Annotated in this window: 22 protein-coding genes; 7 read left to right on the forward strand and 15 right to left on the reverse strand. The window is 37.4% G+C overall.

What is annotated here, in order from left to right:
- Positions 1 to 211 precede the first annotated feature (211 nt).
- Positions 212 to 1,711, reverse strand: a complete 1,500-nt coding sequence (locus tag BMSHG_RS19455) for a leucyl aminopeptidase (protein WP_019156144.1) — start codon at positions 1,709 to 1,711, stop codon at positions 212 to 214.
- Between the two features lie 76 nt (positions 1,712 to 1,787).
- Positions 1,788 to 2,171 carry a DUF309 domain-containing protein gene (locus BMSHG_RS19460; protein ID WP_019156145.1) on the reverse strand — a complete coding sequence of 128 codons (384 nt, stop codon included), beginning with the start codon at positions 2,169 to 2,171 and terminating at the stop codon, positions 1,788 to 1,790.
- A gap of 105 nt (positions 2,172 to 2,276) precedes the next feature.
- Between BMSHG_RS19460 and BMSHG_RS19465 the strand changes: the two genes are divergently transcribed.
- A complete protein-coding gene (locus BMSHG_RS19465) occupies positions 2,277 to 2,756 on the forward strand; it encodes a divergent PAP2 family protein (RefSeq protein ID WP_019156146.1) in 480 nt (159 codons plus the stop codon).
- Positions 2,757 to 2,859: 103 nt separating this feature from the next.
- Here BMSHG_RS19465 and BMSHG_RS19470 read toward each other — a convergent pair whose 3' ends face one another.
- The 8 genes from BMSHG_RS19470 to BMSHG_RS19505 all read right to left on the reverse strand — a co-directional run bounded on the left by BMSHG_RS19470 (position 2,860) and on the right by BMSHG_RS19505 (position 8,459).
- Positions 2,860 to 3,570, reverse strand: a complete 711-nt coding sequence (locus BMSHG_RS19470; protein ID WP_019156147.1) for a 3D domain-containing protein — start codon at positions 3,568 to 3,570, stop codon at positions 2,860 to 2,862.
- A 134-nt stretch (positions 3,571 to 3,704) separates the two neighbouring features.
- Entirely contained in the window at positions 3,705 to 4,022 is a 318-nt protein-coding gene (locus tag BMSHG_RS19475) for a PTS lactose/cellobiose transporter subunit IIA (RefSeq protein WP_019156148.1), read from the reverse strand.
- Between the two features lie 116 nt (positions 4,023 to 4,138).
- Positions 4,139 to 4,456: a PTS sugar transporter subunit IIB gene (locus BMSHG_RS19480; RefSeq protein WP_019156149.1), complete on the reverse strand. Its 318-nt coding sequence runs from the start codon at positions 4,454 to 4,456 to the stop codon at positions 4,139 to 4,141.
- Between the two features lie 83 nt (positions 4,457 to 4,539).
- Positions 4,540 to 4,974 carry a DUF3284 domain-containing protein gene (locus BMSHG_RS19485; protein ID WP_019156150.1) on the reverse strand — a complete coding sequence of 145 codons (435 nt, stop codon included), beginning with the start codon at positions 4,972 to 4,974 and terminating at the stop codon, positions 4,540 to 4,542.
- A gap of 9 nt (positions 4,975 to 4,983) precedes the next feature.
- Positions 4,984 to 5,160: a DUF3188 domain-containing protein gene (locus BMSHG_RS27795; protein WP_019156151.1), complete on the reverse strand. Its 177-nt coding sequence runs from the start codon at positions 5,158 to 5,160 to the stop codon at positions 4,984 to 4,986.
- Positions 5,161 to 5,174: 14 nt separating this feature from the next.
- Positions 5,175 to 5,447: a hypothetical protein gene (locus BMSHG_RS19495; RefSeq protein WP_019156152.1), complete on the reverse strand. Its 273-nt coding sequence runs from the start codon at positions 5,445 to 5,447 to the stop codon at positions 5,175 to 5,177.
- Between the two features lie 26 nt (positions 5,448 to 5,473).
- A complete protein-coding gene (locus BMSHG_RS19500) occupies positions 5,474 to 6,916 on the reverse strand; it encodes a PTS sugar transporter subunit IIC (RefSeq protein ID WP_019156153.1) in 1,443 nt (480 codons plus the stop codon).
- Positions 6,917 to 7,151: 235 nt separating this feature from the next.
- Positions 7,152 to 8,459 carry a 6-phospho-beta-glucosidase gene (locus BMSHG_RS19505; RefSeq protein WP_019156154.1) on the reverse strand — a complete coding sequence of 436 codons (1,308 nt, stop codon included), beginning with the start codon at positions 8,457 to 8,459 and terminating at the stop codon, positions 7,152 to 7,154.
- Positions 8,460 to 8,753: 294 nt separating this feature from the next.
- Here BMSHG_RS19505 and BMSHG_RS19510 point away from each other — a divergent pair, with 294 nt between their 5' ends.
- Positions 8,754 to 9,497 carry a GntR family transcriptional regulator gene (locus BMSHG_RS19510; protein WP_019156155.1) on the forward strand — a complete coding sequence of 248 codons (744 nt, stop codon included), beginning with the start codon at positions 8,754 to 8,756 and terminating at the stop codon, positions 9,495 to 9,497.
- A 188-nt stretch (positions 9,498 to 9,685) separates the two neighbouring features.
- Complete coding sequence (gene chbG / locus BMSHG_RS19515) at positions 9,686 to 10,384, forward strand: chitin disaccharide deacetylase (RefSeq protein WP_019156156.1); 699 nt, start codon at positions 9,686 to 9,688, stop codon at positions 10,382 to 10,384.
- Positions 10,385 to 10,631: 247 nt separating this feature from the next.
- Here the strand turns inward: chbG and BMSHG_RS19520 are convergent, their stop codons facing one another.
- Together BMSHG_RS19520 and BMSHG_RS19525 are read right to left on the reverse strand one after the other, a co-directional pair.
- The gene (locus BMSHG_RS19520; protein ID WP_019156157.1) at positions 10,632 to 10,955 is read right to left on the reverse strand and encodes a YuiB family protein; all 324 of its coding nucleotides are present in this window, start codon (positions 10,953 to 10,955) and stop codon (positions 10,632 to 10,634) included.
- A gap of 180 nt (positions 10,956 to 11,135) precedes the next feature.
- Positions 11,136 to 12,353: an NAD(P)/FAD-dependent oxidoreductase gene (locus BMSHG_RS19525; RefSeq protein WP_019156158.1), complete on the reverse strand. Its 1,218-nt coding sequence runs from the start codon at positions 12,351 to 12,353 to the stop codon at positions 11,136 to 11,138.
- A gap of 423 nt (positions 12,354 to 12,776) precedes the next feature.
- Here BMSHG_RS19525 and BMSHG_RS19530 point away from each other — a divergent pair, with 423 nt between their 5' ends.
- A complete protein-coding gene (locus BMSHG_RS19530) occupies positions 12,777 to 13,772 on the forward strand; it encodes an NAD(P)/FAD-dependent oxidoreductase (RefSeq protein WP_019156159.1) in 996 nt (331 codons plus the stop codon).
- Between the two features lie 79 nt (positions 13,773 to 13,851).
- Here BMSHG_RS19530 and BMSHG_RS19535 read toward each other — a convergent pair whose 3' ends face one another.
- A complete protein-coding gene (locus BMSHG_RS19535) occupies positions 13,852 to 14,211 on the reverse strand; it encodes a HesB/IscA family protein (RefSeq protein WP_019156160.1) in 360 nt (119 codons plus the stop codon).
- 217 nt (positions 14,212 to 14,428) lie between these two features.
- On the opposite strand from BMSHG_RS19535, the gene BMSHG_RS19540 reads away from it, so the two are divergent.
- Entirely contained in the window at positions 14,429 to 15,112 is a 684-nt protein-coding gene (locus tag BMSHG_RS19540) for a DUF2225 domain-containing protein (protein WP_019156161.1), read from the forward strand.
- A gap of 42 nt (positions 15,113 to 15,154) precedes the next feature.
- Here BMSHG_RS19540 and BMSHG_RS19545 read toward each other — a convergent pair whose 3' ends face one another.
- Complete coding sequence (locus BMSHG_RS19545; protein WP_019156162.1) at positions 15,155 to 15,394, reverse strand: YuzB family protein; 240 nt, start codon at positions 15,392 to 15,394, stop codon at positions 15,155 to 15,157.
- Positions 15,395 to 15,718: 324 nt separating this feature from the next.
- On the opposite strand from BMSHG_RS19545, the gene BMSHG_RS19550 reads away from it, so the two are divergent.
- Complete coding sequence (locus BMSHG_RS19550) at positions 15,719 to 16,786, forward strand: NAD(P)/FAD-dependent oxidoreductase (protein WP_019156163.1); 1,068 nt, start codon at positions 15,719 to 15,721, stop codon at positions 16,784 to 16,786.
- A gap of 53 nt (positions 16,787 to 16,839) precedes the next feature.
- Here BMSHG_RS19550 and BMSHG_RS19555 read toward each other — a convergent pair whose 3' ends face one another.
- Positions 16,840 to 17,163: a YuzD family protein gene (locus BMSHG_RS19555; protein ID WP_019156164.1), complete on the reverse strand. Its 324-nt coding sequence runs from the start codon at positions 17,161 to 17,163 to the stop codon at positions 16,840 to 16,842.
- Between the two features lie 248 nt (positions 17,164 to 17,411).
- Between BMSHG_RS19555 and BMSHG_RS19560 the strand changes: the two genes are divergently transcribed.
- A complete protein-coding gene (locus tag BMSHG_RS19560; protein ID WP_019156165.1) occupies positions 17,412 to 17,645 on the forward strand; it encodes a NifU family protein in 234 nt (77 codons plus the stop codon).
- Positions 17,646 to 17,663 lie beyond the last annotated feature (18 nt).

The following is a 17,663-nucleotide window of genomic DNA, read 5'->3' on the forward strand; positions in this document are numbered from 1 at the left end:
CCCGTGGTTTTATAAAGAAAGTTTGTCTCATGAAGGCGTCATGTGACAAGACTCTCGTAGTTTTATTGAGAAAGTATGTCTTATGAAGAGTCCATGTGACATGATTCCCTTCGTTTCAATCAACCTCACAATTTATTTTTACAATTAAAAAAGACTGTAGGGATTCTCGATTGATCGAGTTTGCCTACAGTCTATCTAAAGAAAAACGTATTTAATTCTTTTCGAATCTTTCAACGAGCAATGCTAATGTACGTGTCATGGCACCTGTAGCTCCTGCTGGTCCAACAGCAGTAGAAGTCCTCGTAGTGGCAGTACCAGCTATATCGAGGTGTACCCAAGGAGTTCCTTCGGCAAATTCGCCAACAAAGGCCCCACCCATAATGGCATGTCCTTCACGTCCAGGAGAGTTATTTAAATCAGCGATTTTGCTGCCACGAACTCGTTCAATATCTTTTTCGAATAATGGTAAACGCCAAATTGGCTCTCCTGCCTCATAAGATGCTTCAAGAACTTGCTCAAACCACGCTTCATCATTTGTTAGCGCACCAGTCGTGTTCGTTCCTAAAGCGACAATGACTCCACCTGTTAACGTTGCAACATCAACTAAATAATTGGCGCCATGATGCTTGGCATATGTTACTGCATCTGCCAGCACAAGACGACCTTCAGCATCTGTATTTAATACTTCAATTGTTTTGCCACTCATTGAAGTAATTACATCATCTGGCTTAAAAGCGTTGCCGCTAATCATATTGTCAGTAGATGGAATCACTGCGACAACATTTTGTTCTGGACGTAACTCACCGATGATTTCCATCGCACCTAGAACGGCTGCTGCACCGCCCATATCCGATTTCATCCCAACAATCCCATCTTTCGGCTTAATGGAGTACCCACCTGTATCAAAAGTAATCCCTTTTCCAACTAAACCAATGACTTCTGTCCATTCATCCTTACCTCGGTATTTCAAGACAATCATCTTTGGTGGTTCATCGGATCCTTGATTAACAGCCAGCATAGCACCCATACCCAACTTTAACATATCTTCTTTTTCTAAAATTTCTACTTCAAAGTCGTACCTTTCACCAAGTTCTTTGGCATAATTCGCCATATCAGTTGCTGTTAATAGATTCCCTGGAGTATTCACCAATGTTCGAGCTGAATTCGTGCTTTTCCCATATACATATCCAACGGTTAAAGCTGCTTGAATTTCATCAGCGTCATCCTCACTTATGACGATTATCTTTTCAATTTCTTTCTTTGGTTCATTTGATTTTTGCTTGTAGCCTTCAAACTCGTATGTAGCTAGCGGCAGCGCTTCACTTAGAACATGAGCTACATCTAAAGACTCCATCCCTTCTCCAGCAAATGTATCTAAGTAAATGGCTACTTCTTCTAATTTTGACATTTGAATTTCTTTAAATGCTTTACCGAAAGCTTCACGGAGCACTTCTAAGGTGAGCTCCTTTTCTTTTCCTAGACCGACAAAAATTAATCTTTTGGCACCGATTTTTCCAAATGTATGTATCTTTGAAATGCTCTTCTTTTTCGCAGATATATCACCACTCTTGACTAACTCTGTTAATTGCCCTTCAAATAACTCATCAAACTTAGCTAATTGGCCCGAAAATTTTTCGGGTTTCTCTTTCATTCCAATGACCAAGCACTCATATGAGTCTTGAAATTCGATTTCATTTTTCACCTGAAACATGTAGTCACCTCCAACAATATGTTTCCATTATAATCTAAACCCAACTATCTTTCGACTGAATGATCTCAGAGTACTCTTAATCATCGTCTTCTAGATATAATAAAAGCTTAGGCAATGGTGGTAAAGAATCCACTTCAGCAAATGAAACTCGATCGATATGTTGTGGTATAATAATTAAACAATCTTCGATAAACGGATATACTTTTTCAAGATCCAATCCCCAGTGTTTCGGGCGATAATTCTGTAAATATTCGTGAGCAGCCATCATCATTAATCGAGCTCCTTTCACATTTCCATATTCATAATGATAGATGGCAACACTCATTTGCAATAGACCTTTGAAAAATAAATTCGATTTTTCACTCATCCACATTTCTTCGAGTAAATCGTGGCAGGTGTAATAATCACCTTCGTTAAAATGAACAAAAAAATGATAATATTCGAGTGGGTAATCCTTCAACATACATCCCCCTATTGTTGTGACTTTCAAAATACTTGTATGGAGAAGACTAATAGTACTTATAAACGAAACATTTCAATCTAATTCAACAAAGGTGGTTACAACATGGATCTATTTATCAATTTCTCATTTTGGGCTGCTTTAGCCGCTATCTTCTTTGCACAATTTGTCAAAGTGCCGATTCATTTTGCTGTGACAAGAAAATTAGACTGGTCATTGTTGACTAGTACTGGTGGAATGCCTAGTTCTCACTCTGCAGCTGTGACAGCATTATCTACTGGAGTGGCACTTGAAGTAGGTATGCAATCAGCTGTGTTTGCAGTGTCAGCCATTTTTGCCATTATAACAATGTTTGATGCAACTGGGGTTCGACGTCAAGCAGGTGAGCAAGCGATCGTACTAAATCAGCTCGTTACAGATTTCAACCGATTTATTGAGGAAGCCAAAGATTGGCCTCATAAGCCAGATCAAGAGAAGCGGAAAGAACTAAAAGAATTGCTTGGGCATAAACCAATCGAAGTCTTTTTTGGAGGATTAACAGGAATCGTGCTCACTTTAATTTTACACTACTTGGTTCATCTCTGATGACCAATTAGCTCTAGAACCTTGACACAAAGAAACCGCTAGAATCAGCACCACTTTCACGGGCGTTGATTCTGGCGGTTTCTTCATTCAAACTTATTCAAATTTATTGACTCTTCGATTGGTTAATTTGTTGACGGAAGACTTGCATCGATTCGTTTTCATTTAACGATCTCAAATCTTCCTCTGTCAACTTTCCATTTCCTTTTTCAATCACGAAAACTTCAACCTTCTTTTTGCCCCATTCACGGTATACATCTTCCACCGTTTCATAGTATAGATCGACCTTGTTACCTTTAATGGCCCCACCTTTATCTGCCACAACCCCATATCCGTAACCTGGGATAAAGAGAATTGTACCAATTGGGAACACATTTAAGTCAGCAGCAACTGTCGAGTACAGGTCACGAGTTACTTTAACGCCAGAATAAGTGATCCCAAACTGCGGATGCCCTGGGTCTTTTCCGGTTGACTCATATCCAGCCGTATAACCTGTAGCCATCACCTCTGTACTTGGATACTTGGTCCAATCAACAGATTCTTCTAATGTTGGCGGTGTACCAGATACCTTTTCGCTTGATGAAATTTTTAAATCAAGATTGGTTACCTTTTTCAAAAACTTGAAGGCAACTTCCATCGGCTTTAGTTTATGTTCTGTATGGGAGCTCGTTTCTTCGTAATGACCATTATCACCATTAAGGTAAGTGGTTAAAGATTTTGCCTCCACTCCAGAAATTCCCTGATATGTTGTCAGTAATGCTGCACAAAATAATATTGTCATCAAAAATCTTCTTGTCCATTTTTTAACATGTATCATTCTATTTTTTCACTCCTCCCAAATCTATTCATTTCCCAAGTTGGGATGAATTATTCATGAGAAGGAGTGATTCTTGTTAAAAAATTAGAAAATTCAATCTAAATTTATTTTAATCATTTCAAAATAAAATATGATTAATGGCCAAACCGTTTATACATTTCAATCATTTCTTTCACTAATTCAGTAATGGTTTCTGCACTCATTAATTGGTCTTCAGCGTGCATAAAAAGTAAAGAGAATTCGACCTTGTCTCCAGCTGCTTCTCTTTGAATTAGGGTAGCATGTATCTTATGTCCTTCAACAAAGTATTTTTGAGATTCCGCTATTTTTTCCTCTGCTAGTGCAAAATCTCCTTCCTTTGCTGCATATAGAGCTTCCATTACTAAACTTTTCGCTGAACCCACATTACTAATCATTTGAAAAGCAATCATTTCTAAACTTTCATCCACCATCTTTATGACACATCCTTCTAGCAGTCGTAAAACCTACTATAACTTGTAAAGCAATATGTTAAAGGTGGGAATTAACGCTTTCGTTAATACTCCCACTACGGATATTCAACACTCATTTACTTACTTTCAATTAATTTTAAGGCTTCTTCTAAAACTTTTTCACCGTTCATCATTCCATAATATTGCATATTAATGGAATCAACTGGAATATTTTTGCCTTCAAGTTTTTTTTCAAATTGTGCTTTCATATAACGGACTTGTGGTCCTAGTAATAAAACATCAACGTTTTTCTTTTTTAACATTTCATCAGCTTCTGAAGCAGAAACTGCAAAAATATCGGCTTCTACATTTTGAGACTCTGCTGCTTTTTGCATTCTTGTTACTAACATACTTGTACTCATTCCCGCTGAACATACCAACATAATGGTTTTCATCGTTTTCTCCTCCATAGTTATAAAAAATTTTTATGATGTTTCTTTTCCTATGAAAGCGCTAAGGTAAAAATGTATAGAAGACATCACTTGACTTCGACTTCTATTAAATGGGTTGTTTCTATTTGCTTAAGCATTTCATTAAAGCGTCTTTTTTTTAAAGGCGACCAGATCAGGCCGATAAGTGAATCATTGATTTTTTGAAGATAACCAAAGGACTCCATTTGTTCAGTATAGTGTAGCTCACAACTACCATCATCAAGAGGACGAAGCTTATAGGAAACGATAAAATCTTGTTTATTACTCGTTGTACGATATTGATAAGCTTTATTTTTGGTAATTTCTTCGATTCGAATCGTCGCTTTCGCATGTTTTGAAAATGTTTTTTCGTATTCGAATCCTTGTAATTGTTTTTCTGTTAATTTTTTTCCGGTTTGAGATTGGATATCTGACAAAACCGATGTTAAAATCGTCTCGTAAAGAAATTCAACTGGCACTTTCATTTTTCTCACTATTTCCATCAGATTCACCTAATCTTTTTGTGATTTATTCCTCTTCTTACCCTTCACAGCAAAAATCGCACCTACGATAATCAAAACGAGGGCCGTGGTCAAATTAAAAATTTCATACTCCCCTGTTTTAGCATTTGCGCTAAATAACAACAGGAGCAAGCCAATGCTAAGAAGAAATAATCCGCCTTTATCCACGTTCATCATCCTTTTTATTTAATGGCAGTAGCACGAAAATAAAGAACCGAACCCCATGGTTGTTGTTTTATGACTGATTTTGCTGCACTAGATGCTTTTTCCAAATCTTCTATCGTTGTTTCAAAGTAAAGATTGATGCCCTTTTTTTCTTTAAACGTAAATTGAATCCCATCTTCATGATAATGATTTAATAGGTCTATAATTTTATCTTGATGTACAGCTGCACTAATTTCAATCATTTTTTCTATTCCTTTCCCCATATTAAAGAGGGATGGGCCACTACACATTGAAAGTGGCCTCCCATTTATACCTCTTATACAGATTTGTTATCATATCCTAAATCTGTAACCATTTTATCATCTTGTCCTGCATCAGGAGCCATCTTGTTTGCCGCAATGACAAATGGAATCCAAATGGCAAATGATACGAGCATCGCAACCAATGTAACAATTGGAGCCCGCCAGTCCGCCCCTGTGGCTAAGAAGGATAGCAAGAACGGTGGTGTAACCCATACAATTGATTGAGAAACTGGATCGACCCAGCCCCATATCGTAGCCCAGTATCCGATCGATACTGACACAACTGGTGTTAGCAAGAATGGAATGAACAGTAACGGGTTTAAAACGATTGGTAAACCAAACATAATCGGTTCATTAATATTGAAAATACCAGGTCCTACGGATAAATTGGCAACCGTACGATAATCCTTCCGTTTAGAGAAAAGAAGAAGCGCGATTATCAACACAATCGTTCCGCCGGATCCACCATACCATGCGTAAGCATCAAAGGAACCACGAACCCACATATATCCTTCCTTTAGTACCAAATCAACTCCACCCTGTTGGAATAGATTGACGTTTTCCAATTGAGCAACACTGAAGACCCCTTCCAAAATTGGTGCAAGAACGTTCGGTCCATGAATCCCGAAGAACCAGAATAGCTGAACGAAAAGAGCAACGAGTACAACGGCTCCAAAGCCTTGAGATAATCCAAGAAGTGGTAGAGCAACTGTTTTTTGCAACCATTGCAAGAAAGTCATATCCGGTACGATCTTGGAGAATACGAAATAGAAAATAGCAACAACATATAAGGCTACAGTTGCCGGAATGATCGCTGCAAATGCCTTCGAAATAGCTGGTGGAACAGAATCAGGAAGTTTAATCGTAATATCTTTTAACATCAATTTCACATAGATCATCGTAGCGATAAAACCAATTATCATCGCCGTAAAGAAGAAATTTGCATCTAAGTTATTCAATGGGAGCCAGCCCCACCCTGCTGCTGTTATCCCTTCAGAAGTAGCGGACCAGCCTGCTGCATTAATGGCTTCTACAGTCGTCGCATCTAAATTCAATCCTGTAATTCCTCCAGAAAAGGAAAAGGTAATCCCAGAAATAGAAGCAGCTGTTGATACAATTCCTCCGGATAATTCGTTTACCCCGTAGGCTTTGGCAAGATTATATCCCCATGAAAACACAAAGATCAAACCTGCAATCGCAAGTGTTCCATTCCAGACATAGCCATTAATCGTAATAATTTCTCTAATGACAGGTATACTGTTACCATCGTATCCGTCGAAGAATTGCGGAGGCAAATCTCTTAAAAGAGCATTTAGCATTACTGCCACAGAACCAGCCATCGTGGCAGGGAGCGTTCCAATAAAGGCATCCCTCAATGCAACGAGATGCTTTTGCCCCCCAATTTTTCCGGCAATAGGTAGAAAATATTTTTCTAACCAAGCGATTAAAACTTGCATTCAAATACCTCCCTATAAGGAATTTTTAAAAATCGAGTTCACTCCATATACGGTGTAATCGCAAAAGGTGTCCGTCTAAGTACTACTTGTTTTATCAATCATCGCATCTCCCCCTTCAAATTGAACAAACATAGGATTAAATCGCTTACAAAAAACTTATATAAATGAAACCCTTCATAAGTAGAAGGATTCCATAAAACAAACTATAAAACTTGTACTTTTTTACTCTTGTTTTCTAGTGAAATTGAGGCAAAAATGCTTGATGGGCTTCCAATAACTCGTCAAGAATGATCTTTGCCATTTTTTCATCTGAAACTAATGGGTTCATTAGTAAAGCAATATAGGCTTCATGATAATCACCCGACATCGCCGCACGTATAACCTGCTCCTCAAAGGCCTTCATATGATGGATGATCCCTTTAATAGAAGTTGGCAATTCTCCTATTACAAGAGGTTGTGGTCCTTGCCGCGTGATGATACTGTTAACTTCAATGACTGCATCAGCTGGGAGTTCTGGTATCGCTCCTTGATTTAAGGTATTCACGGTTTGTACATCACCGCGATTATTATAAATGGACTCCATTAAACTACATGCCACATCGCTATAAAAAGCACCTCCTCTTTTTTCAAGTTCTTTCGGTTTCTCACGTAGATCTGGATTTTTATATAAATTAAAAAGTGATTCTTCTAGTTTTTGGACTGTTTCTGCCCTTGTTCCATTTTCTTCGAATGCCTTTATATCTTTTTCTAGCACTTCTTTAGTTTGAAAATAATATTGATGGTACGGATTCGGAAGCATCTTTAATGATTCGATAAATGTTTTAGACCAACCTAGATTGACAATATTTGCGGGTAAATATCCAACATCATCATTCAGAAGTTTCTCCAAAATTTCTTCAGTTCGCTCGATCCCCTGTACCAAAACCTTCCTACCAAACACAAAGTGATTCATCCCAACAAATTCGATCTGGACATCTTGCGGTGAGGAATCCAAAATTTCCGCTGTCGCATGACGCATATTATAAGGAATATTACAGACCCCGATCACCTTCTTATGAGGGGAATGCTTTAATAGAGCTTCTGTCACTATTCCAGCCGGATTTGTAAAATTAATAATCCAAGCTTGTGGACAAATTGTATGGACATTTTGCGCAAGCTCCATTAAGACTGGAATCGTACGAAAAGCCTTGAAGACACCGCCAGCCCCATTTGTTTCCTGACCGATCAATCCATGACTTAAAGGAATCCTCTCATCCTTCGCTCTTGCTTCCAATCCACCTACACGAATTTGTGTCGAGACAAAATCAGCATTTTCAAGCGCTTCTTTTTGATTTAACGTCCATGACAATCGAATAGGTTTTGATGATTTCTCAATCATTCGCAATGCTAACTTTCCTACAACTTCTAGTTTTTTCATTCCAGCCTCAATATCAACTAGAACGATTTCTGTTACAGGAAATGTTTCATAGCGGCGAATAATCCCTTCTATTATTTCTGGTGTATAGCTCGAACCCCCACCAACAACAACTAATTTTAGAGACATATTGACGAGCTCCTTATCTGTAATTGACTTCTTTTTTATGTTGATTGAATTTTTAGATATATCATCTTTTACAAAAATATATCATACAATTTACAATTTGTATACAATATTTTCAATACAAATATATATTTGTCATATCTTATTACATATTGTCGGTACATATATAATCGATAATCCAGATAAAAAACGTATCGAATCAGAAAGATTCACTATCATACATATAATACAAATTTAAAATTTGTATTAACAATTGCGAATAATTGTATTATCTTGTAAACTCAAAACATAGAATACTTGAAGGGGTTTACCATATGGACAAAAAATCAGTCACTACACGCTTTCATTAAAGATGAACTACTTGAGCGAATTAAGTCGGAGAAATACAAGAAAGGTGATCAAATCCCTACAGAACTTGAATTATGTGAAGAATTTAATGTCAGTAGGACTACTGTACGAACTGCACTCAATCAACTTACATTGGAAGGTTATTTAGAAAGACATCAAGGAAAAGGTACATATGTTGCTGACCAGAAAGTTAGTCAAACATTGTCACATACCTTTAAAAGATACAAAGATCAAGTTGCTGTACAAGGAAAGAAAGCGGATATCACCCTTGTTAGTATCAACGTAATCCCAGCAAATGAATTGCTTTTGAACAAGCTCGAAGTTTCGTTAAATGATCCCATTCAGCGAATTGAAAGAGTTAGAAAGGTTGATGGAGAGCCAACACAGTTTGAAATTGCCTATATTCCATGGATGGTCGCACCAGGAATCACGAAAGAACATGCAGAAACTTCATTATATGGAGCTTTTAAAGATGAATTTGGAGTTCATATTGCAAAAACGACAGAACATATGGAAATTACCCTTGCTGACGAACGAACTTGTGCACACTTAAAGTGTCAGCCCGATTCGCCATGTTTTTACATTGAAACGATTGCTGAAAATGAAAAAGGAGAAAAAGTTGAATATTCACGCTCCTATTTTCGAGGAGATAAAACGAACTTTGTGATTGAGCGTTTCTATCCACAAGAATAGAGTGCAATTTATTCGTAAATGTCCAGATTTTTATCCTAAATAATTGAAGAGTCGACATTTACAACTCCAATAGTGTCAGAAACTCACATTCGTTTTACCGGACAGCTAATGTTTTTTTGAATACAAAATTGAATTTCTATTAAACAATATTTGCAAAAAGAGCCTATCTATTAAATGGGGGATTACAAATGAAAGTATTATTTAATGCAGACGATTTCGGGTTAACTACTGGAATTAACGATGGAATCATTGCCAGCCACTTAAATGGTCTAGTCGATTCAGCAACCTTAATGATGAATGGTTTAGCAGTAGATCACGCTGTTTCGACTGCGAAAAAAACACCTTCCTTGAAGGTAGGAATTCATCTTGTACTCACTTGGGGAAAACCATTAAGCAAAGACGTCCCTGATTTAATGAACGAAGAAGGATTCTTCAAATATCGCAATACCTACGCCCAGTCAGAAAGACCAAATATAGAACAAGTTGAGCTTGAATGGAAAACGCAGATTGAAGCCTTTTTAAAAACAGGTCTTGATCTTCATCATATCGATAGTCACCATCATATACACGGATGGGAACCACTTAAAGATGTTGTCATGAAATTGGCAAATGAATACCGAGTTCCTATAAGAAAAGTTGATTCTTTGTCGGAGCATAAAGAAATCTTCTTATCAAATGAATTGTATTTAGATTTCTATGGTTCTGGAGTCTCAGAGAATATTTTTGAAAAACTTAAGGAATTGGAAAGCGAGTCAGTAGAAGTAATGTGTCATCCAGCTTATGTCGATGAAGACTTGCGAACTGTTAGCTCCTATTGTGAGTTGAGAGAACGGGAACTTGAACTCCTTTGTCGCTTAAAACGACCAGATTGGGCAAAAACATTTTAGAACCTCTCTACCACAGATTATTAACACCCAAGTAGACGCTTAATTTCCGCTTAATTTTGGCTGCTAGCGCTAGATGCTGAAGTTATTGACATTCTGTTATTTTCTAATTTTCTGGAGCAAAAAAAATACTCTCCTTAAGCTAGACAGTTTTAAAAACATCTCTACCTTAAGGGGAATATTTCGTTTTTTCTATTTTACATAAGTGTGCTATATCGTCTTCTTGTCGTTTACTCACTTGCAAAGCTCATTAGAACATCTGGTAGCCTTTTTTTCGTAAAATACGGATCACGATTCCTGCTACGATAGCACCAGCGAGTCCACTACCTAAAATTAGTAGATCCGATAGAGCGAGATTGGCAAATCCAGAGATTAGATCATTAAAAGCTGTTTTGCTATTGGTAAAATATTCGATAAATCGTACATCGTCGACAATAAATATCGTAATAACCGGATAGACAACGGCCATAATCCAAGTCATTCGCAATAGCATATTTAAAATAAATCCGATTCCAAAAAATAGTACGAAAAATAATAGCATCGAAATCGGCAAGGTAACAATCGTAATTTGCATCGAATACTAGCCTCCCTTAACGTCATCATAAGTGTACTGAATGTCCTTTTGTCCGTCAATGAAAAAGATAGATGATAAATAGAAAAACGACTGTGGACACATACTCTTTTCATTGAGCGTGTCTACAGTCGTCTAATTGCCTCGAGTCAAATTCAAAGCATTATTTTCGGTTAACTTAGATTAAAAGATATTGAATTTCCCTTTTTTAAGGACGAGTGATGGTCCACCAATCATATAGAGGGAACGGTTGTCGATGACTTTTTTCATGAAGGATGCAGTACCTCCAGTCATCTTCTTACCAAAAGCAACACCAATTGCGTCATCTTCACCTAGTGAACATACTGTACCTTTAATGTCTGGTGTGAATGATTCAAGCTCTTCTTTCCCACGAATGAGAGCTACTAAATTCTTCGCACAAGTCACACCTTGTTGCATCGCAATTTGTGCAGTTGGAGGATATGGACGATTGATTTCTTCATTAATAATTAAAGAAGAATCACCAATGATAAAGATATTATCATGGCCTGGCGCTCTTAAATCTGGTTGTACTTTCACACGTCCGCGCATCGCTTCAAAACCAGATTTTTCAATGATTGAGCTTCCACGTACACCTGCAGCCCATACAACTGTTCCAGCTTTAATTTCTTCCACTTCATCTTCGCCTTTTCCAACGATGATACCTGTTTCTGTTGCTTCCTTAACAGCAGAACCAATCATGAAAGTGACGCCTTTTTTCTCTAAATGGGCAACGGCATAATTCACTAACTCAGGGTCGAATCCTGGTAAAACCGTCGGTGCTGCTTCGACACAAATAATCTTCACTTTATGAGGATCAATGTCATATTCACGGCATAATTCTGGAACACGGTTAGCTAGCTCACCAAGAAACTCAATTCCAGTGAATCCGGCTCCACCAACAACAATCGTTAAGCGTTCATCTTTTTTCTCAGCTTCGTTATTGTATGTGGCAAATTGATATTCAATATGCTCACGAATTTGACGTGCTGCATTAACATTGACGATCGTAAAAGCATGTTCCTTTAGGCCTTTAATGCCAAAAGTTTCAGCTTCAGATCCTACTGCCACAACTAAATAGTCGTATGGTAGTTCTCCTTCTTTAAGAATCACTTTATTTTCAGCAGTATTAATTTGTTCAACCGTACCTTTAATAAATTCAACTTTGTTACGATCAATCACATCTTTAATATCGTAACGAACACGATCATGATGCATTGTTCCAGCAGATGCTTCATGCAACCAAGTTGTTTCATAATGGTAATCATGCTTATTTACAAGTTGAATATCGACTTCATTCACTCCGACTGCCTTCTGTAGCCTAGTCGCAGTCATTAACCCACCATATCCGGCACCTAAAATAACGATCTTTTGTTTTTTCAAAGTGATCACTTCCACCTTTTTGTTAGAATTTTTTCTCTCTTTTTTTGCATACTCTTATATATCTTCACCACAATCAGCAATTATAATAGTATATACAAAGAAAAAAGATTGTGATATTTTTCACGAACATCGACAAAAAAATGTCGAAATTTCGTCACATAATGTTAACATATCGTCTAAATTACATGATATTCTTTTTTATTTTGTTTTTCAAGTTAAATATGCTCAAAAAGTAGATATAATTATAGTCCTTATGTTATAAATTTTCTAAAAAGTACTTAGCTTTTTTCAAGATTACAGACTTTGTTCATATAGATTCCTTGTGTGAAACGGTGAGCTTGACAAGGATGGATGTAAGTTTCAATTTATTTATGGTAATATATAAGTTGGTAATTGTACAATTTTTTTCTGGGGGGATTCGGAGTGAAAGAGGATCAACAAATTTATGATATAACCATCATTGGTGGCGGACCTATTGGGTTATTCACAGCTTTTTATGGTGGCATGAGACAAGCAACTGTTAAAATAATTGAAAGCTTACCTCAGCTCGGTGGACAGCTTTCTGCCTTGTATCCGGAAAAATACATATATGATGTTGCAGGTTTTCCAAAAGTTCGCGCACAAGAACTAGTGGACAACTTAAAAGAGCAAATGTCTAAATTTGATCAAACCATCATCCTAGAACAATCAGTTGAAAAGATTGAAAAACAAGAAGACAATTCTTTCAAGCTCACCACGAATAAAGAAATTCATTATACAAAGACAATTATTATTACAGCTGGAAATGGTGCTTTTCAACCTCGTCGCCTCGAGCTTGAAAACGCGACAGAGTACGAAGGGAAAAACCTCCACTATTTCATCGATGATCTCAACCAATTTGCTGGGCAAAAAGTAGTTGTCTTCGGTGGAGGCGATTCTGCAGTAGACTGGGCACTAATGCTTGAACCGATTGCTGAACAAGTATCCATCGTGCATCGACGTGATAAATTCCGTGCCCATGAGCACAGTGTTGAAAATCTTCATAACTCAAAGGTTGATATTAAAACACCATATGTACCAGATGAATTAATTGGTGATGTGACTGGTATTAAACAAGTAGTACTGAAAGAAGCAGCCGGTGACGAGAAAGTTACGATTGATGTCGATGCCGTTATTTGTAACTATGGCTTTGTTTCTTCACTAGGTCCAATTAAAGAATGGGGCCTTGAAATCGAAAAGAACTCCATTGTAGTCAATTCCAAAATGGAAACCAATATCCCTGGTATTTATGCTGCCGGAGATATTTGCACATATGATGGGAAAGTCAAGCTGATCGCAAGTGGATTTGGAGAGGCGCCAACGGCTATCAACAATGCGAAAACGTATATTGACCCTAAAGCAAAAGCACAGCCACTTCATAGTTCATCTATGTTTAAATAAGATTGAAAAGAGCAAAGCCTTTATTAGTGGGCTTTGCTCTTTTTTATTTTGAAAAAACACTTACGAAAACAGCGTTTTATTAACAATTCTCCGGTGTTCCCGCATTCTTTGCTGTTCTAAACGATGAACCACATCCACAAGATGCAATCGCGTTTGGATTGTCGATCGTAAAGCCGCCGCCCATTAGGGATTGCTTATAATCAATTTTCGTACCTTTTAAAGCAGGCGCACTTTCTTTGTCAACTAAAACTTGAATTCCATGCTGTTCAAATTGAGTGTCGCCATCTTCCACTTCATGGGCAAAACCCATTCCGTAAGACAAACCGCTACAGCCTCCACCTTGGATCGCTACACGTAGGAAGGCTCCTTCTTCCTCATTTTCTTTCATCATATCTTTTATCTGCAAAGCTGCAGCTTCAGTAATTGTTACTACATCCATCTTTTTTCCCTCCTATTCTTTGGGATTCTTATATCGTTCTTACTAATAGTATATACAGCATAACTAAGTTCCTCAACTAACGTGCCTGATCCATTAATGTTTTTTTATGGAAAATGATCAATAAATGAGTAAAAAGTAATAGGGAGTTAGATGCGTTAATTGTCGAAAATTGCGATATAATGTAGACATATTAGTAAGCAAGAAAGGGTGAGGAGCTTTGACAGAATTACTTCCTTTATATGATAAAACACATGAATGCCTGATGTGTCACAAAACATTCACATCAAAAAAAGCTCGTTCCCGCTTTGTTAAAATGATCAAATTTGACACTGATTTTTGCCCGCTCTATTCCACAGAGGGAGTTAACCCTTTATACTACTACGTAAAGGTTTGTCCACATTGTGGTTTTTCATTTTCCGATGACTTCCTTCCTTTTTTCGCACCAGGTAGTAAAGAGGTCATTACAGAGAAGGTTTGCAACAACTGGGTTTCACAAGACTTTGGCGGAGAGCGTAATGTTCAATCGGCCATTCAGACGCTTAAGCTTGCAGCATACTGCGGAACTTTGAAAAAGGAAAAACATATCAATCTTGCCGGCTTGTATATTAGGCTAGCTTGGCTTTATCGTGAAATAGATAATCAAGAGCAAGAACTGCGATTTACGAACTTAGCCTTGAAAGAATACATGGAGTCCTATTCGACAGATGATTATAAAGGTACTCAAGTGACAGAAGTCCGCATGTTCTATTTAATAGGTGAATTATCAAGACGAACGAATAAAATCGACCAAGCTACAAGATACTTTTCAAAAGTAATTGAAAATCAGAAAAATACGACTGAAGCAACCACAGTCGAAATGGCAAAAGAGCGTTGGCATGAAATACGAGAAATGCAAAAATAGGAAATTTAATTAAAAGGTGGTCCTTCAACGGCCACCTTTTTCCTATATCAACATATGTTCCTCTAAGTATTGATAAATGTTTTCCACAAGTTGGTCGGGAGTTTCTCCTGTGACAACCTCCCCTTCTACTAATGCATAGAGGAATGAAGCACATTTTCCACAATAATTCAAACATCCGTACTCGATAATATCCAAATTTGGATCTCTTTCCAGTTGTTCTCTTGCTTTTTGGGAACCACTTGCAAGGTTGCTAATACAAAATTCAATAAGCGGTCTAATCAATTACGTCACCTCTAGACTTCCTTTTTCATATACTAAAATGGTTTTTAATTCCACATCATTCTTTGTGACATACTACTATCATATATGAGATAACTTTAGCATGATTTCCTTATTATTTTAGTAAAATATTCGAAATTTTGCCATGAATATGTTGTGATTTTGTCACAATTTCGTTATACTTTGAATGAACTTTATAGCGTTTTCTTATAAAAATGGAAACTTCGATTTACTAGACAGATAGGTTTTATATGAAAATTCGAATGCACTTATTTTGGCTTCAGCAACAAAATTCAACAATAGAGTTGCACAAAGGGGATATTCAATATGAAAAATCTAGTGATTTTAGGCGGAGGGTATGGGGGAATGAGAATCCTCGCTCGTCTCTTACCAAATGAACTTCCAGAAGACATATCCATCACCTTAATTGATCGTACACCATATCACTGCCTTAAAACAGAATATTATGCACTAGCAGCTGGTACCATCTCTGATCAGCATGTCCGTGTTCCTTTTCCTGAACATTCTAGACTAAACATCAAATACGGTGAAGTAACCGAAATCAATCTTAAAGAAAACAAGGTATATCTAAAAGAGAATGAACCAGTCTCTTATGACGATTTAGTGATCGGCTTAGGCTGCGAAGACAAGTATCATAATGTACCTGGGGCAAAAGAGTTTACTTACAGTATACAGTCCATCGAAAAATCAAGACAGACTTATCAAGCTCTAAATAACCTTCCACCTGGATCGGTTGTAAGTATCGTCGGAGCTGGATTAAGTGGGGTTGAATTAGCTAGCGAACTGAATGAGAGTCGCCCAGATCTAAAAGTCAAACTGTTCGATAGAGGAAACCATATTCTTTCTGCATTCCCTGTCCGTCTCAGTACGTATGTGGAAAATTGGTTTGATAATCATAATGTAGAAATCATTAACAATTCTAACATTACTAGAGTGGAGGAAGGTACCCTCTACAACCATCATGAACCAATCCAAAGCGATATTGTCGTTTGGACAGCTGGTATCCAGCCGAATAAAATTGTTCGTGAAATGGATGTAGAAAAAGATCGTCAAGGACGGATTATACTGACTCCACATCATAATCTTCCTGAAAATGAACATGTTTATGTAGTTGGGGACTGTGCCAGCTTACCACATGCTCCTAGCGCTCAACTTGCCGAGGGACAAGCCGAACAAATTGTCGATATCTTATTAAAACGTTGGAATAATCAAGAACTTCCTGAACAACTACCGACAATTAAGCTAAAAGGGGTCCTTGGATCGCTTGGAAAGAAGCATGGATTTGGTCTAGTCGCTGATCGCCCGATTACTGGACGTGTAGCACGGTTATTAAAGTCGGGGATATTGTGGATGTACAAATACCACAACGGTTAAGCCTAACTAAAAGACACTGTTCTTACATCGAACAGTGTCTTTTAGTTATCGCCTCAGCTCTGATAACCATACTTTTCCATCGTTGCAAAGATTGTTTTTAAACGGGGATTTCCTTCTCCTACGATCTCATCTTCAATTAAAACGACTGGATAAAACATATCCTCATCCACAACTTTCTGGGCAAATTCTTTTCTCTGTTCATCCTCGGGTGGATTGTAAATATCTACATACTCGATATGAAAATCCTGATTAGGAAATTTTCTACTAACAGCAGCCTCTAACCACTCAAAGGTCTCTTTTGATGACGGCAGATTAATACAACTTGGACAAAGTTGTTCTGCTCCATATACCATAATATTGACACATTTTTGTAACATTCAAGTTCCCCCTTTGCTACCTAAGAATATTCTACAATAAGGTAGCAGAAAATTCATCCACACGGCTTATTTTCTAGCATGCAACCTGCTCAAAACATGAATGACATGATTGAGAAAACAACATGCTAATAGAGAATACTTCAATAAACACCTTTTATTGGAAATGTTCAATATTGGATTTCATGCTTTTTCAATAGATTTTTTGAGAGAGAGAGATTATAATAAGTATTAAGAAAGGAGCGATTAAGATGGCAGAGCAAATGTTTGAACAAGTACAAGATGTATTAGATAAATTACGTCCATTCCTTCTTCGTGACGGTGGGGACTGTGAATTAGTAGATGTAGACGAGGGTATTGTAAAATTACGTTTATTAGGTGCATGTGGTTCATGCCCAAGTTCTACAATCACTTTAAAGGCTGGTATTGAGCGTGCTCTTTTAGAGGAAGTACCAGGAGTCGTAGAAGTAGAGCAAGTATTCTAAGCTTGGCTACAAAAAAAA

Origin of the sequence: Robertmurraya massiliosenegalensis JC6 (assembly GCF_000311725.1) — a bacterium.
GTDB classification, from domain to species: Bacteria; Bacillota; Bacilli; order Bacillales; family Cytobacillaceae; genus Robertmurraya; species Robertmurraya massiliosenegalensis.